Origin of the sequence: Clostridium sp. chh4-2, assembly GCF_002899675.1 — a bacterium.
GTDB lineage: Bacteria > Bacillota > Clostridia > Lachnospirales > Lachnospiraceae > CHH4-2.
Map to the genome: position 1 here is coordinate 40,972 of NZ_PKUU01000004.1, position 12,968 is coordinate 53,939.

Annotated in this window: 10 protein-coding genes; 1 reads left to right on the plus strand and 9 read right to left on the minus strand. The window is 47.0% G+C overall.

Translation table 11 applies throughout. The features are described from left to right. Positions 1–34: 34 nt before the first annotated feature. From C0033_RS05170 to C0033_RS05195, 6 genes are all read right to left on the minus strand, one after another. Complete coding sequence (locus C0033_RS05170) at positions 35–544, minus strand: CarD family transcriptional regulator (protein WP_103226818.1); 510 nt, start codon at positions 542–544, stop codon at positions 35–37. 94 nt (positions 545–638) lie between these two features. Continuing rightward, entirely contained in the window at positions 639–1,034 is a 396-nt protein-coding gene (locus tag C0033_RS05175; protein WP_103226819.1) for a nucleoside 2-deoxyribosyltransferase, read from the minus strand. A gap of 43 nt (positions 1,035–1,077) precedes the next feature. After that, positions 1,078–1,554, minus strand: a complete 477-nt coding sequence (locus C0033_RS05180; RefSeq protein ID WP_103226820.1) for a hypothetical protein — start codon at positions 1,552–1,554, stop codon at positions 1,078–1,080. Positions 1,555–1,637: 83 nt separating this feature from the next. Beyond that, positions 1,638–2,774: an AAA family ATPase gene (locus tag C0033_RS05185; RefSeq protein ID WP_103226821.1), complete on the minus strand. Its 1,137-nt coding sequence runs from the start codon at positions 2,772–2,774 to the stop codon at positions 1,638–1,640. 3 nt (positions 2,775–2,777) lie between these two features. Next, positions 2,778–3,575, minus strand: coding sequence for an RNA ligase family protein (locus C0033_RS05190; protein ID WP_103226822.1), 798 nt, complete (start codon positions 3,573–3,575; stop codon positions 2,778–2,780). A gap of 294 nt (positions 3,576–3,869) precedes the next feature. Then, the gene (locus tag C0033_RS05195) at positions 3,870–4,748 is read right to left on the minus strand and encodes an MBL fold metallo-hydrolase (protein ID WP_103226823.1); all 879 of its coding nucleotides are present in this window, start codon (positions 4,746–4,748) and stop codon (positions 3,870–3,872) included. A 232-nt stretch (positions 4,749–4,980) separates the two neighbouring features. On the opposite strand from C0033_RS05195, the gene C0033_RS05200 reads away from it, so the two are divergent. Further along, on the plus strand, positions 4,981–8,529 hold the full coding sequence (locus C0033_RS05200; RefSeq protein WP_146043736.1) for a PAS domain-containing hybrid sensor histidine kinase/response regulator: 3,549 nt from the start codon (positions 4,981–4,983) through the stop codon (positions 8,527–8,529). Between the two features lie 75 nt (positions 8,530–8,604). Here C0033_RS05200 and C0033_RS27380 read toward each other — a convergent pair whose 3' ends face one another. Genes C0033_RS27380 through C0033_RS05215 form a run of 3 tightly spaced genes read right to left on the minus strand, consistent with a single transcriptional unit; the run spans position 8,605 to position 12,954 of the window. After that, on the minus strand, positions 8,605–10,512 hold the full coding sequence (locus tag C0033_RS27380; protein WP_103226824.1) for a S9 family peptidase: 1,908 nt from the start codon (positions 10,510–10,512) through the stop codon (positions 8,605–8,607). Between the two features lie 2 nt (positions 10,513–10,514). Further along, entirely contained in the window at positions 10,515–11,543 is a 1,029-nt protein-coding gene (locus C0033_RS05210) for a uroporphyrinogen decarboxylase family protein (RefSeq protein WP_103226825.1), read from the minus strand. Between the two features lie 4 nt (positions 11,544–11,547). Next, positions 11,548–12,954 carry a TIGR00366 family protein gene (locus C0033_RS05215; protein WP_180994577.1) on the minus strand — a complete coding sequence of 469 codons (1,407 nt, stop codon included), beginning with the start codon at positions 12,952–12,954 and terminating at the stop codon, positions 11,548–11,550. Positions 12,955–12,968 lie beyond the last annotated feature (14 nt).

The window sequence follows — 12,968 nt, forward strand, 5'->3', positions numbered from 1 at the left end:
CTGCATAATATGCAACGGCTTTTCCTATATTTCTTCAGTTGTTCTTCAATGTTTCCGCTATAACGTCCTTTACTTCTTCTGTCCTGATTCCGAGCGCCGCCGACAATTCCTCTTCAAATGAGCGCTCCACCATGGACATGGTTTCCGCATCGGAAGACGCCATCTTCTTTCCTGCGCTTGTTCTCTCCCTCTTTCTCTGGTACAGTTCCTTTACGATCCTGACCCTGGCCCGGCTGTCGCCGGAATGAAAGGCTTCCTTATATTCTCTTTCCCTCATCTTCTCATCACGGATTGTCAGAGGTTCAATATCCGGCAGTTCCTTAATCACCTTTACCGCATCTTCCTTTGACATCACAGGACGCAGGGACTCCTTGGCCTTTCTCACCGGGACGTAAATAGTCTCTTTTATCTCTCTTATAGGATGCATAATGTAATACACATCTTCTTTATCCATCATTTTAAGCGTTGAAATCCCTTCAATTCTGCAGACTTTTCCGCTCCAGTGAACTACATAATCCTGTTTCTCATACTCTGTTTCCATCATCTTTCACCACAACCCTTTCCATGTGCAGACATTGTTCCAATACTATCATAACATCTTTTTTTCCGTTTCATAAGCGATTTTTAATTTCTGCAAGCTACTGTAATTTCAGCAGCTCGCCGGCGATGTCTTCTGTATTTCCAATAATCCGGTTCACCTGGGAAAGCCAATAAAATGTCGACGTATTATCATCGCATTTAAAATATGTATCATCATGGTGACATAAGTAAATTTTTTTGTTCAGCGCTATCGCTATACCAAATTCCGTATGTGTTCCTCTGCCCTGTGGAGTTAATATGATTACAACATCAGATTGCCTGATTCCTTCATATTCCTTTTCACCAAAGGACTTTAACGTTTCCAAATCGATCTCTTTCACCGGGCAATGCATTGTCCAATCATAAGTATGCTCCCAACCGGCATGTTTCAGCCGTCCCGAAAGATCACGCACTTGTTCGTAATTTTTAAGACTTGAAGCAATATAAAATTTCATTTATCTCCTCCACACCATATAAGCTTTTACTTTAACAGTCTCATTAGTCCAGTTTTAAATCGCAGGATGCATTGGGGTCCATATTGCCGCCGCTGTTTACATACAGCTTAGCCAGCGCATCATAATCAAAGGTTCCTGAAGTATCCTTGTAAAATTTCTGTTCTTTTCCCAGCCAGATCACTCCGTTCTTATCCACATCGATCAGCGCGCTGTCCTTATCGTCCACCACAAAATAAATGGCAAAAGAGGTAGCCTCATCTACGGTCTGGTCTGTCTCTTCCAACTTCATACTGCGGAACACATCCGCCACTTCCTTAATGGATTCCGGGTCCTCCTTATAATAAGAATAACATTGATATCCGTAATACATAGTCACAGATTCCGCTTTTCCGGCATCTTCCATCAAAGCCTCTACCCTTTCATCCGGGACTTCCTTTTTAGTAGAACAGCCTGACAAAACGCCTAATGCCAGCAGGCCGCATAATATAACGGCAATAACGCCCTTTCTCTTCTTTTTCATACCGTTTTCGCATCCTTTCCAGTAATATAAACGCAAACCATACTGTAATTTTAATTATTACAGTATGGTTTGTCAAGCTAATTCTAAAATATATTTCCCGCCACATACCTTACGCAGTAACTCTCCGCAGGGTCCGGCATATCCATCTTTCCGATCATCCGGTCAATTACCGGCGCCGGAACTGTTCTGGCACGAATCTTATTTCTCTGCAAAAGCTGCTCATAGGGAGCTTCTATATAGAGAATTGTCACTCTGGCTCCATATCCTTCGAACAGACTGCATAGCTTCCTTCTGGTATCTGAGATGATGTTGGTAGCATTCCAGACAAAAGGCTGTTTTTTTCTCAAATATGCTTTTGCCCGTTCCCTGGCTTCCGCCGCCACGGCTGCCGATCCGTCTTCCGGCCCAATCCCCCATTCCTCCCTGATCTCATCCAGTGAAATCACGGGAAGCTCCGATAAATGCTCCTCTATAAACGTATCTTTTCCCGCCAGGGGCAGGCCGGACATCAGATAAACGGGAAATTCCGTTTCATCATACAGGCAGTCCCTTGGCCAAACCCGGGCGCCCTGATAAAAACGCAGTCTGGTATACGCATTTGCAAATGCCGGTTTCTTCTCATAACAGTTCAATTCCCGGCAGTATTCCTTAAAATAATCCACGGACGAAAGCATTTGTTCCGAATCCCCGCAGATCCGTCCCAGAATATCCGCCTTTGCCAGCAGATACAACAGAGGAAACCGGACGCATTCTCTTGCACGCATCAGGAACACATCCACCGGTTCTTTTTCCATAAACAGACAGGGCAGCCCATGATAGCGGATCAGCCAGGCGATCTCTTCCCGTTCCTGAAAGCTGATCTCAAAAACGGCCTCATATTCCTTATAGCAAAGCTCCCGGAACATTTTAGCGCCGGTCACCGCATGTTTTGGGGATATCACCTGCCCATCTTCTTCCTTCGTACACCTCACCTTTCCTATATCATGGAAAAATGCGGCCATACTTAAAATCCCCTTTTCATCTTCATCCAATAAGTCCCACTCCGGAAGTTTTTTTATCTCCTCTAAGACCTGCTTCGTGTGATTCCACACATCCCCCTCCCCGTGGTAAACAGGGTTCTGAGGAATCCGTTTCATCCGTTCTTCCAGCTTAAATTCCGCTTCAAGAGCCGCGGTATCATAATGAACGTCTGCCAGAAAACTCATAAGTTTCTGCTTCATGATCTACACCTCCCTGGCAAACAGATCCGTTCCCGGTTTTAAGCGGTTGGGGATCAGAGGCCGGTCGAGCCAATGGGTTTCCGTATCCAGAATCGTGTTTAAAAAGGAACTGCGGACGTATTTTAACCGGTCCACAACGTAATCTCCTTCTTCCACTTTAATATAAATTCCTTCCATCAGGTCGGTCCCGTCCGTCTGCTGCTTTGCCAGCTCAAAGGACAGTCCCTGATCCCGGCACTGCTTCTCCAGCACATCTAAAAATCCGGCGGATTTAAAATGGGATTTTCCAAGATAGGAAGCCAGCTCTTTTAAACTGTCCGTTTTTCCTTCAAACAAAACCAGCACAGACACAATAAACGGATATCCGCTCAGCAATTCCCTCCGTTTCTTCGTGCTTAAAAAAGCATTTTTCTCCCTGTCAAATAGATCGAACTCCATAAAATAATGGGTCAGCTCATCATAATATACCGTATGCTTGGCATACAGCCATTCTCCATACATGATATATCTGGTTCCTAGCAGCCGGTAAAGTTCATTCCTAAAACAGTTGGCCCACATCTTAAACAGATCAAACTGCCTCTCCCCATATCCTCCGTTTAAGTAATGGCCTCTGCTCTGCAGCATCAGTTTTCCGCCCTCACCAAAACTGATGCCGCAGTTAGCGCCGTCCACCTTTTCTTCCAGCACTACAAACCGCCCTTTTATCTCCTCAAAGGGCACATTTTTTAAATCTTCATCCCCGGCCTGTATTCTCGATCCCTCAATGTGCCGGGTTCTTGGGTATTTTAATATTGTTTCCATATAATCAGCCTCATTTCTTTACGGCTGATACGATGCGGCCGGAATCTCCCATAGATACAAAAAGGCTGCAGAAACAAACGTCCCGCAGCCTATCTCCCAGTAAGCCCCATGCCGGATCGTATCAGAGTTTTTAGGTAACAAAAATAAACAGGATATTATGGATTCCCTGTTCCATCTTTGCCTGAAACTCTGATACGATTACATGGTTCTCACCCTTTCCTGAATATTGTCTTTTCCCATTATATTACGGTCAAACAGTTACATTGTCACTATAACACCACACCCCAGTAAAAGTCAATCCGCTTTCCAAAGCAATTTATTATCTGAAAAATCCACATCCAGCTTCCCTTTATCTTTCATCCATGAAAGATAGGAACGCAGGGTGCTTCCAACCAGCACATACTGCTCAAAATTCATGGCCAGCCCGTATGTATCAAACAGCTGTTTCATAATGTCCTCAAAGCAGGAAGGCGTTTTGCAGATTTCTAAAATCTTTTCCTCGATCTCCAGAATCTTTTCCCTGTTGTGCTCAAGCAATGTTTTAAGATCCGTATCCGCTGCCGCATGGGCGGGTACAAACAGACCGGCTTCCATTTTCCCAACCATATCCAGGGTTTCCAGGTACTTTTCCACATCGTAGATAAAGGATACCTGGTATTTTTCCAAGGTCTCCAGGCTGCTCAGGCAGTCGGCCAGGAATACGGTATTATCGGGAGTCCTGATGCCGATCATCTGGAAAAAATGTCCCGGCAAAGGGATCACTTCCAATTCCTTCGGGAAGCTCTCATCCGACACATCCACCGCTTCGCTTTCATCCGCCAGCAGGAATTTGTGTCTTAAATCCCGGCAGGGATATCCGCCGTATAAAAAGGCCGGCTCCATCAAGGGATAATTTACAAACGGCAGCTCCATTCCTGACGTAAATATCTTACACCCGGTCTGCTTTTGCAGATAGCGGTTGCCCCCGATGTGGTCTGCATTGGAATGGGTATTGATAATTCCCTTCAGATTCCAGCCGTTAGCATTTAAAATTTTTAAAATCTTCTTTCCCGCGTCTTTATCGCCGCCGCTGTCAATCAAATACGCCTCCGAATTTTCCCTGACATAAATACCGGCCTTTGCAGGGCTGTTTATATAGTAGCTCTGCGGCCCCGCCTGCACTAATTCATACATTCCGATCTCCTCCACTCTCCGGGTTCTGCCGCCCTACTGTCCGGGCCGCAGCCAAATATTGAATTAATTATACCATATTCGGTGAAAAATGGGCATTTTTCCTCCATTCATGAAGAAAGTTTCTTTTACAATCCAACGCTGCGTGATATAATAAGAACATATTTTGCTTAATTATGATATCGATCTGAATACGTGGTCATAAGAAGCTGACAAAGCATACAAAGGAGTAGAAATGAAAAAAGTACTAATACAAGACACCGGCAATTCAAACCAGGAATCTCTTGCTGCGGTTTTGAACGGTCACTATGATTTAATGGTCTTAAACCAGGACAAACTGCGGGTATACCTGCGGAATTCTCCCAATGAGATTGCAGCCGTAGTCCTGGATTTCCACAGCCCTAATCATAACCCAAGAATCCTTCCAGCCTTAAATTCCGATTCCAGGCTTTCCCATATCGCGGTTGCAGCAGATGTCGGATCGGGGGAAAAACAGTTTGAACAGAATGCATTACAAGCCGGTATCACTACACTGATACGATCTCCTTATGATGCCGATATCATCTCCCTTCAGATTGATCATGCCATAGAACAGGCGTCCAAACAGGGACAGTTTCTGCATCAATATGAACAGACGAAACAGCGCTTTGATGCCGCACTCTCCAGTGTGGACTGTGGATTTATCGTGCTCCGGTTCACGCCGGACGGGTCCGTAAAACTGGATTATCTGAACGATTTTATGTACCATATGCTTGGTCCCTCCGTTCATGAACTCCTACATCTGGCCTCTGAAAATGTATTTGCAATAATCCATCCAGATGACCGGGAACCGATTAAACGATGCCTTATGAACGCCCAGGATAATGACAGCGTCACCTTTTTGGAACTCTGCCGGATCGGTTTGGACGCTCCATACATATGGGTGCAGTTAAAAGGCCATACAGAAAAAAATGAACTGGGTGAAACCATCTTCTACTGCGCCTGTTCTGATATTACAGAAGAAAAGAACGAACAGGAAAAAATACATTTCAGGGACGCCGCAGTTGATATCGCCGCGGAACAGACAGGGATTGTATTCTGGACCCTGGATCTTCAGGCCCAGACGGTGATCTATGACAATACGGTACAAACCATTTACCGGGATAAGGGGCGCATTCACCGGTGGCATAATAAAAATCTGGTCCATCCGGAAGACTTAACTGAGGCTATCTCCTATTTTGATCGGATTTTTTCCGGATATCCGGCTCCTCCAATTGAAATACGGTTAAAGGACGAGAACACGGGCGAATATTACTGGCAGAAGATCACTCATACCCTTCTGCCGGATGAAAACGGCAGCATTATAAAAGCGATTGGCTCCTCCATCGACATCACGGAACGGAAACGGCTGGAAGAGGCGTTTAATGAACAGATGTCCTTCCGGAATATTGTAGAGCAGAATGTGGCCAGTTACTGCCGGATGAATCTGAGCCAAAACCGTCTGGGGCCCGGTATAGCGCCGCACAAAGATATGGATTATCTTTTTACCTTCAATACGGTAGACGAATTTTTCAATTCCGTGTATCCGTTCATCCCGGATACTTTGCAGAAGCAATCCTATCAGACTCTTTTTTCACGAACCAATATGATAGAAAGTTTTCTGGCCGGAAAACATCACCTGCAGTTAGAGCATAAATCCATCGTAAACAACGGCCTGACCGAATGGGTGGAAACCCATGCAAATATTATGAAAAACCCGAAAACGGGGGATATCGAGGCTCTTTTGTATACCTTTGATACCGACAACCGGAAGGTAACCCAGCTTTTATTTGACAAAGTGGTCAATTCTGAATATGACTATCTTTCCACTGTCGATATTCCCAATGACCGCTATAAGATGTACAGCCATAATCCTCACGCCACATCCATTCCGGACGCCTTCGGTTCCTACCGTAAAATCTATACGGATATAGCCGAAACCCAGATCAGTAAAAGCACAAAAGACGATTATCTCTATCATCTGGACCCGGTGAACATCCTGAATGAACTGGAAACTTCGGATCAGTTCTCTTTCAATTTCGAGACCATCGAAGGGGACGGCAGCATCCGCACACGGAAAATGCAGCTCTCCTATCTGGACCGGAATGCCAAGATTCTATGCGTAACCCGGAGGGACATTACGGATATTCTGGCGGAGGAACAGAGAAAGACGGAAATCCTGAAAGACGCCTTAGACGCCGCCAGACAGGCCAGCACGGCCAAGTCGGACTTTTTGTCCCGCATGAGCCATGAAATCCGTACTCCAATGAACGCCATCATCGGCATGACCACCATCGCGTCGCAGTGCATTGGGGATGATAAACAGGTTTCCGACTGCTTAGCTAAAATCGGGATTTCCTCCCGCTTCCTTCTGACGCTCATCAATGACATTCTGGATATGAGCCGGATTGAAAGCGGAAAAGTGCTTCTTAAAAATGAAAAGATACCTTTTGAGGAATTTATAAACGGAGTCAACTCCATCTGCTATACCCAGGCCCAGGCGAAGGATATCGACTATGAAAGCATTGTGGATGCCCATTTAGACGATTATTATATCGGCGACGCCATGAAACTTCAGCAGATCCTGATCAACATCCTGTCAAACGCAGTCAAATTCACCCCTCCCGGCGGCAGCGTCAACTTCCGGGTTCGGGAAAAGAAGCGGATGAAGGAAAATGCGGTGCTGGAATTCGTTATCAATGATACCGGCTGCGGAATGAGCGATGATTTCATCCCAAAACTGTATGAACCCTTTGCCCAGGAACATGCGGGCGGCATCAATGTCTATGCAGGAACCGGCCTGGGCATGGCGATCTGCAAGAATTTTGTGGATCTTATGGACGGCCAGATCCAGGTGCGCAGCATGCTGGGAATCGGAACGGAATTCGTCGTGAACGTCAAACTCGGAATCACCAATGAATCCAAATTAAAGCGCGCTTCCAAACAGCCGTATAATTTCTCCAACCTGACCTCTCTCGTTGTGGACGACGATGTAGCCGTCTGCGAACAGGCGGTTATCACCCTCCATGAGATCGGAATCAAAGCGGACTGGGTGGACAGCGGACGCCACGCCATCGAACTGGTTCAGAAAAAATGGGAAGCCAAACAGTATTTTGACCTGATATTAATCGACTGGAAGATGCCGGAACTGGACGGAATTGAAACCGCCCGCAGAATCCGCAGCATCGTGGGACCGGATGTGACCATTATCATTATCACGGCTTATGACTGGGGTTCCATTGAACAGGAAGCGAAAAAGGCCGGAGTCAACATGCTGGTCAGCAAACCTCTGTTTAAATCTTCACTTGTATCCGCATTCCAGAAAGCGTTTGATTTAAAAGAAGAGGCGGCGGCCGTAGCGGAACAGATCTTCGATTTTACCGGAAAACGTGTTCTTTTGGCGGAAGACCATCCGATGAATGCGGAAATCGCCACATTTCTGCTGGAAGACAAAGGTATGCAGGTTGAGCACGCGGAAAACGGCATAAAGGCTGTGGAGATGTTCACGTTGTCCGCGCCGGGATATTATGATGCGATTTTAATGGATATCCGCATGCCGTATATGGACGGACTTCAGGCCACGGTAAGCATCCGCCATCTGGATAAGAAGGATGCCAAAACCATTCCAATTATCGCCATGACAGCCGATGCATTTGAAGAGGATGTAACAAAAGCAAAACAGGCGGGCATGAACGCCCACCTGGCAAAACCGATCGATCCAAAAGACTTATTCACCACTCTGTATCATTATCTTTTCGAGCAATAAATTTGAGGTTTTAAAGTAAAACGTGAAGGCATTTTGAAAAATGCCTTCACGGTCTATGTAAAATTTTCTATTCCATCATTTCAAATACTGTTCAAACCACTCCAAAATCTCCTTCATCCTGCGCACCCGGTTAATAGGACGTCCGGCTCTGGAAAGTTCGTGGTCTTCTCCGTGAAAGATGCAGATCTTTGTGTCACAGCCCGCACTTTTCAGGGCGGAAAACATGGTGAGGCCTTCGCTCATCCAGCATACATGATCGTTGTCAGAATGGATAAACAAGGTGGGCGTCGTACAGTTCTTAGCGTATTGAAGAGGGGAAGAATCCCATAAAACCTGATAATTCTCTCCGGCCGTCGTCCCGTGTTTATCAATGCTGAGCCACCAGCCCCGTATGGCCGTATATTCAAAGGTAATCCAGTTGGAAATCGACCGTTGGCTTACGGCTGCGGCGAAACGGTTTGTCTGGGTGATAATCCAGTTTGTCATATAGCCGCCGTAGCTTCCGCCTGTCACTCCAATGCGTTTTTGATCTATCTCCGGATAGTTGTAAAGCGCTCCGTCCAGCCAGTCCATCAGGCTCTTATAATCCCAATCCCCGTATTTAGCCGTAATATTCCGGAAATCAAATCCTCTGCCGTCGCTTCCTCTCGGATTGCAGAAAAGCACAAAGTAGCCATTTGATGCCCATAATTCCTGTTCATAGTGGAATACATTGGAAAAGATGGTTTGGGGGCCGCCGTGGATATGCAGGATCGCCGGATAAGTTTTTCCCGGCTCATAGCCGGCCGGTTTTAAAACCCAGCCGTGAACCTGATAGCCGTCTGAGGTCTTTACCTCCTGGTAAATGGGCGTTGAAAGCTCAAACTGCTCGTTCAGTCCGTCGTTGAAATGGGTGATCTGCTTTCCGTTCTCATAGAGTTCGGCCAGATTCTCCCCATACATTGCACACACCACTTCACGTTCTGCCGATTTATCAAAGGAAAGGATCAGGCCCGGCCGCGTATTTTCTTCTATCCAGTTTCCGGCCGCATCGATGCTGTATAAACCGATGCTGTCAACCTGATTGGACAAAAGATAGAGGCGGCTGCCGGAGCATTTATAGTTCTGCCCTCCGCCCATTTTAGCATCGGTTGTGCCGTTTCCCCCGCCTATATTATATTCATATTTTTTTATCAGGCGGAAGCTTTCGCCTTTAGAAGAAATCATGTAAAAATTGTTGTCCCAGCGCTCAATCCCGATGGGAGAGCTTTCATTTCCCATGAACATTACTTCATCGCCAAATGGAGCGCAGCCGAATATATACATGGTATTCTGGGGAATCAGCTCTGTGACTTCGCCGGAAGCCACGTCGCAGACGGATAAACTGTACATCCTGGTCGGCGTGGTATCATATTCCATTCCCAGATATGCCAGTTTCCCATCCGCATAAAGATACTTAACCACTTCAAACCAGGGGCCGGTAATGGGTTGGCACTCGTCTGTCACGCTGTCATACAGATAAAGCCGGTTTCGGACTCCGCTGGTATAACCGGCTCCAAATTCTCCCCAAAACGGCACTTCGGTAAGGGTTGTCACTGTGCCGCTGTCCGGTTCCTTTGATTGGGAAATTCCATTATCGTACTTGCCCAGCACCGCATATTTGCCGTCCTGCAAAGCTGTGATCTGCTTGGCAGGAAATGGCAGCTGGCCTGCTTTCCTGCATATTCCATCCTTAACGGAAAGGCGGTAAATGAAATTTCCTCCTGCTGCTGAAAGAAACAGAATATCGCCTTCCGGCGTCCATGTATAGCTGCTGACCGCGCTGTTGTCCGTAAGTTTCCTGCTCTCTCCGTTTTCATAGAGGTATAAATCGCTGTTATAACCGTTTTTCTCCGGATCGGCCTTTTTCACGAGGAACGCTAAAAGGCTCCCGTCCTCAGAAAGCTTCGGATCGCTGAGACAGTTGAATTGATAAAATGTTTTTGATGTTAGTTTTTCCTTCACCGTTACCGTACCTCCACACTGTCTCTGAATGCGCGCAGCTCCTCATCCAGAGAATTCACTGCTACCGAACAATTGGGCACAAAGATAAAGGGAATCTCCCTGTTTTTTTGCAGAAGCGCTTTGGATTCCCGGCTGATTTGATGGGCCGCATTGGTTCCGAACAGCATTTCGTTAATTCCTCCCATAGGGGTCTTGCCGCCGATCCATGACCCGGAACCGTAAATCTCAGGATTTCCGTCGGCGCACTGGTCCCAGTGGATCGCGCTGATCGGATAGGATACAAACCGCTCAGGATTACTTCTCATCCCGCAGGTATGAAGAAGCACCGTACGGCCCTTAACTGCATTTAACACAATCTCATCATAAGGCCGCACAAATTCTTCCCATTCTTCCAGGGTCAGATAGCCTTCTCTCGCCCACCCGATCGCACCGTAAAACATGCCGTCGGCCCCTGCGTCCACTAATTCCCGGTAGAAATCGGCCAGCGTGAGGGCGACTTCCTTCAGAGCCCGGTGAATCCGTTCCCTGTCCGTATAAAACAACCGGAACAGACTGTTTTCCTCCCGGTATGCCTCGATATGGCGTCTCACCGGAGGAGCTCCCAGCATGCAGGAAATCACATTAACCGGTGTGAACACGGTTGGAAACACGGGAATATCTTCTTTAAGACCTGATCGGATCATCCTGACCACTTCGATCTGCTCGGCAAACGCAGGTTCCGAAGGATCTTTTCTGGTGAACTTGGGAAAATCCTCAATGGACCGGATCTGACGGTGAACCAATTTGGGAAATACCTGGTTTTCATAAACGGAATAATCATAGGTATCGCCCCAGGCTTCCAACAGATAACAGCCTCTCGACTGTATTTTCACGAAATCCCAGTCATACCTGCTCTGAAATTCCAGCATGGCCTCAGCCAATCCGGCCGCCGTATGCTCCCTGCCCGGAAAATGTTTATAGGCGCAGATGGGCGGGCGATCCGCCAGCTTCCCGGATAATACGGTATTTAACCGCTCTCGTTTTGTCATCATAAGATCATCCTCCCCACTGCATCAGCTGCAGCACGGTCAAAACGGCAAATGCGATCACATTCAGCGCAATGAATACCGGCATCAGCCATTTTAAGTATTTATCATATCTCAGTCCGCACATTCCAAGACATGCAAACAGGGATGTGGATGTGGGAATGATGTTGTTGGTAATGCCGTCGCCAAACTGGAACGCCAATACGGCAACCTGTCTGGTAATTCCCGATATATCCGCGATTGGAGTCATCAGCGGCATAACCGTAGCCGCCTGCCCGGAAGCGGATGGAATGAATATATTGATAAAACTGTTGGAAATGAACATCATATTGGCGCCCAGCACCGGTCCAATCTTGGAAATCGGATAGGATAAGGCATATACGATGGTATCGATAATGTTGCCGTTTGCCAGCACGATGGAAATGGCTTTTGCAATTCCGATAATCATGGCGGTAAACACCATTTTTTCGCAACCTTTTACAAAGGACTTTGCGGTTCCATTGGCTCCTAAGCCGCCGAAAATTCCGGTGAGAATGGCCATTACAAGAAATACGGGGCCGTACTGCTTCATGGACCAGTTCAGCTTCATGACTCCATAGATAATCGCCGTAAAGCCTGCCACAAATACTACGATATTCGCCCAATCTCCTTTTGTAAATTTCTCATTTTCGCCGCTTGTTTCCACCGCATCCTGAGCGATTGTCACCTGGCTTCCATATGTAACGCTGCTTTTCGGATTCTTCTTGATCCGGTCGATATACCGCATGGTGAAGAAGATCAGAAACAGCAGGGAAACCCCATGGTCAAACAGCCGGACTCCTGTTCCGGAAAATCTGGGAAGTTCCGCTATTTCCTGGGCGATACCCACGCTCAGCACGTTAAATGCGCCCATACAATAGCCTATGCTGTTGCCCAGGAAAATCATCGCGAAGGCCACCGCCCCGTCATATCCCAGGGAATAGGAAAGCACCACTCCCAGCGGCAGCAGAGGAATGGACGGATTGATGCCAAAACCTCCGATCACCGACATGACAGTCATAACCACGATCACCACAATCTTTTCCCGCCCCTGGAACGTGTGCGTAAGACGGCTGAAGCTTTTTGTGATCAGCTTCGTATCCTCCACGATCTTCACCCAGGCTCCCATCAGCAGCACCACAAAGATCTGCACCGCCGAGCTCACCCATCCGTCAAAAAGCCCGTTCATAATATCCCACGGATTTTGTGCATTGGCTTCCACCGCATGATAGGTGCCGGAAACATAAACCGTGCGCTTCGTCTCCTCCACCAGCGTTTTGTCAAACTCACCCGCCGGAATAATCCATGTCAGGATTCCTGACAGCAGCACCACTGCAAATAAAAGAACATACACATGGATCTCCTTTAAGGGTTTATCCTTAATCTCCAGCTTCTTCATTCTTTCCCTCCTAT

Bases quoted from the DNA above. Each gene is read 5' to 3' on its own strand.
- C0033_RS05180 (WP_103226820.1), bottom strand. From the start codon at position 1,554: ATGAAAAAGAAGAGAAAGGGCGTTATTGCCGTTATATTATGCGGCCTG.
- C0033_RS05185 (WP_103226821.1), bottom strand. From the start codon at position 2,774: ATGAAGCAGAAACTTATGAGTTTTCTGGCAGACGTTCATTATGATACC.
- C0033_RS05175 (WP_103226819.1), bottom strand. From the start codon at position 1,034: ATGAAATTTTATATTGCTTCAAGTCTTAAAAATTACGAACAAGTGCGT.
- C0033_RS05195 (WP_103226823.1), bottom strand. From the start codon at position 4,748: ATGTATGAATTAGTGCAGGCGGGGCCGCAGAGCTACTATATAAACAGC.
- C0033_RS05210 (WP_103226825.1), bottom strand. From the start codon at position 11,543: ATGATGACAAAACGAGAGCGGTTAAATACCGTATTATCCGGGAAGCTG.
- C0033_RS05170 (WP_103226818.1), bottom strand. From the start codon at position 544: ATGATGGAAACAGAGTATGAGAAACAGGATTATGTAGTTCACTGGAGC.
- C0033_RS05215 (WP_180994577.1), bottom strand. From the start codon at position 12,954: ATGAAGAAGCTGGAGATTAAGGATAAACCCTTAAAGGAGATCCATGTG.
- C0033_RS05190 (WP_103226822.1), bottom strand. From the start codon at position 3,575: ATGGAAACAATATTAAAATACCCAAGAACCCGGCACATTGAGGGATCG.
- C0033_RS05200 (WP_146043736.1), top strand. From the start codon at position 4,981: ATGAAAAAAGTACTAATACAAGACACCGGCAATTCAAACCAGGAATCT.